Here is a 2508-nt window from a genome sequence, read left to right as displayed (position 1 = left end):
GCAGCCACGGCAGCGATGCGCGGGGGCAGGGTGTCGATCCAGCAGGTGGCTGTCGATGCCTTTGGCAATGCGTTGGGGGAGAGCATTGCGGGGGCCAATGGGCAAAGCGCTCGCACTGCTGGAGGCATCGACCCTGCAAATCCGTACGGCTATCAATCATCGACAGCAGGGATCACGGGATGGCAGACCAACGGCGCTGCCGGATACGACAACGAGGCCTATCGCAGTGACTACCTTGCGCGATTGCAGAGCTCGGCCCAGCCATCGGCCTCCGACTATGCGACCCCAAGGCAGGGAGGTATGGCTGCCTCGCCCGTGGAGGTGATGCAACCCGGGGCGACCGGCGGCAGCAGCTATCTGCCATCGATGTACCCCGATTCGCAGTTGGTGGATAGCTGGCGAGACAGGTCTAGCGGGATCACTCACAACGAGTGGGATACCGGCGCAGATGCCACGTCGACCCGGCTGCCAAGCATCTCGGTTGCGAACCTGCCTCCGGCCTCCGCAATGATCTCCATGGGACCGCAGAGAAACTTCCTCATGGAAGGTATAGCGGCAGCGCGAGCGGATACGGTGGGCTACTACAACGACATGATCGCCAACTCGGACAGCCTTCTGGGCAAAGCGGCTGGCGTTGGCGGCCGGGTCTTCGCCAATGCAGGCTATGACTTGGCAGGTGCGGTGGGTGGCCTTTACACCTTGGCCACCGATGCGAACGCACGGGCTCAGTTGGGTGAAAAGGTGGCCTATGCGGCAACGCACCCAATGAACACCATCTATACGGCGTCCAAGGGGGTTGAGTCCTATGTGACCAATACCAGCCTCAGCCAGATGCTGGAAGATGGTGCGCGGTTCGCTGTGGGAGGAGCGGCTACCGCAGGTGGAGGGAAGGTCGTGACCACCGCAGGCAGCTTGGGCGTCGAGGGTGCAATTGGTACTGCTCGCTGGTTGGCCCCCAAAGCGGCGGAGATGACTGAAAGTCTCCTGTACCGTGCGGGCGGACTGTCGTATGTTGTCGAGCCAGGGCCTTCGCTTGGTGGAGCGACATCATCCTTGGTAGATGCGGAAGCGATTGCCTTGCGACGAATTGCCACGAACAATGCGGCAGGAAGTCCGGCGGCGGAACTCAGGCAGGCCTACCAGCAAGCGCGCGGGCAGATTGACTTCGCTCACATTGAAGCCGATATCGACTTTACGCGAACGCCTGCGAAACAGGTAATAGGAGGTCATTTTTCCAACTCGCCGATTACGAAAATCGTGACCGGAACCGAAAGCGTCGGCACAAATGGATCAATGTATGCGCAAGTGGAGCTGCAAGCGTCGAATGGCAATTGGTATCCGAAGACAAATAATGGTGGATTTTCTAGCTTGACCCCAGACACATGGTCTCTTGCTCGCGCCAAAGGCGAGATGAGTAAAGCTTGGCTAAATCGCGCTGCAATATCAAATACAACACATGTAGGTAGTTCGAGTGGAATTAATTTTAAATTCTTTGCCCCAAACAATAACATTCCGCTCTGGAGAGGCTATCCGGAGTTCACCCCATGAAAATAGTTGCAGAATTTTCCCTCTTGCCAAATGGGCAAAAATACCCCCATCTCGCCGCTATAAATGAGGATGGAAGTGTTTGCGAATCGATTACATTGACGCTTTTGGATTTTGTGGTGGAATTGCATCCTCCTGCGGTTTTCTTATTTGAAGAATTGTTGGAAAATGCGAGAAATGGGAAATATGTTCCAGCAAATCCAGCGCTTGCCGATTTTTCTGTAAATGAAAAGTTGGTTTGGGTGCGCCCTTTGGATTTGCAGCGAGGGGAGTTGAGAATTTCCAATGAAAATACTTTTGAATATTCCGTTGATACCGGGGAGCCTCAGAGCTTTTCAATAGAGTTTTTTTACTCCGTCCGCAGACATTGGGAAGAGTTTTTGCGGCTGGTAAAAGAAGAAGGAGATCAAAAATGGCTCGGCGAGAAACTGGAGCTTAATGTTTGAGCAATCGGTCGGGGCCGTAACTGGCTGTCCCGTCCACATGAATCCGTCGCCTCTGCCATCCTGAGCGGCAGGCATTTTGCAATCACTCAACCCCGCGTGCAGATCGAACAGCCACTTTTCGAATGGTTCGAGGCCTGCTTGACCGGGGCGAGTTGCCAGTTTTTGAGCAGTTCTCAATAGCGGGACGAGTTGGCTCCCGTCCCGCGTGGACGCTGCTTCTTGACCGGTTTCGTTTGTGCTCTCGTTGCTTGGTCATCAACATCGAACGTGGTGGCTCGTCAGGCGTTCCTCCGGCGATGCTCGGCCAGGCCCAGATCAGCGAGACCAGCGCCTACGGCCAGGCCGGTCGCCTCCTGTGCAGCACCATCGGCGCCGGCGAGACCCTGAAGTACGCCTGGGACCTGCGCGACTACGACAAGGCGGGCAACCGCACCCACGTGGGCACCCGGCTGCGCGACCAGACCCTGAGCACCGAGCTGGCGGCCAGGCCGGTGGAGGAAGACCGCCAGCGCTACTT

Annotated in this window: 3 protein-coding genes; all 3 read left to right on the top strand. The window is 56.7% G+C overall.

Annotated elements, in window-relative coordinates; genetic code table 11:
* Positions 1-1548, top strand: a 1548-nt coding sequence (locus J2X92_RS29480; RefSeq protein WP_307581438.1) for a hypothetical protein, incomplete at its 5' end; no start/stop codon positions are given.
* Entirely contained in the window at positions 1545-1991 is a 447-nt protein-coding gene (locus J2X92_RS29475; protein ID WP_307581436.1) for a hypothetical protein, read from the top strand. The genes J2X92_RS29480 and J2X92_RS29475, both read left to right, overlap by 4 nt.
* A 296-nt stretch (positions 1992-2287) precedes the next feature.
* On the top strand, positions 2288-2508 hold a 221-nt coding region (locus J2X92_RS29470), incomplete at its 3' end, for a hypothetical protein (protein WP_307581434.1).

Source organism: Variovorax paradoxus, from assembly GCF_030811855.1.
In the GTDB taxonomy this organism is placed as follows: domain Bacteria; phylum Pseudomonadota; class Gammaproteobacteria; order Burkholderiales; family Burkholderiaceae_C; genus Variovorax; species Variovorax paradoxus_L.
Note: the sequence above shows the minus strand (reverse complement) of the source record. Positions and strands in the feature narration are given on the sequence as shown.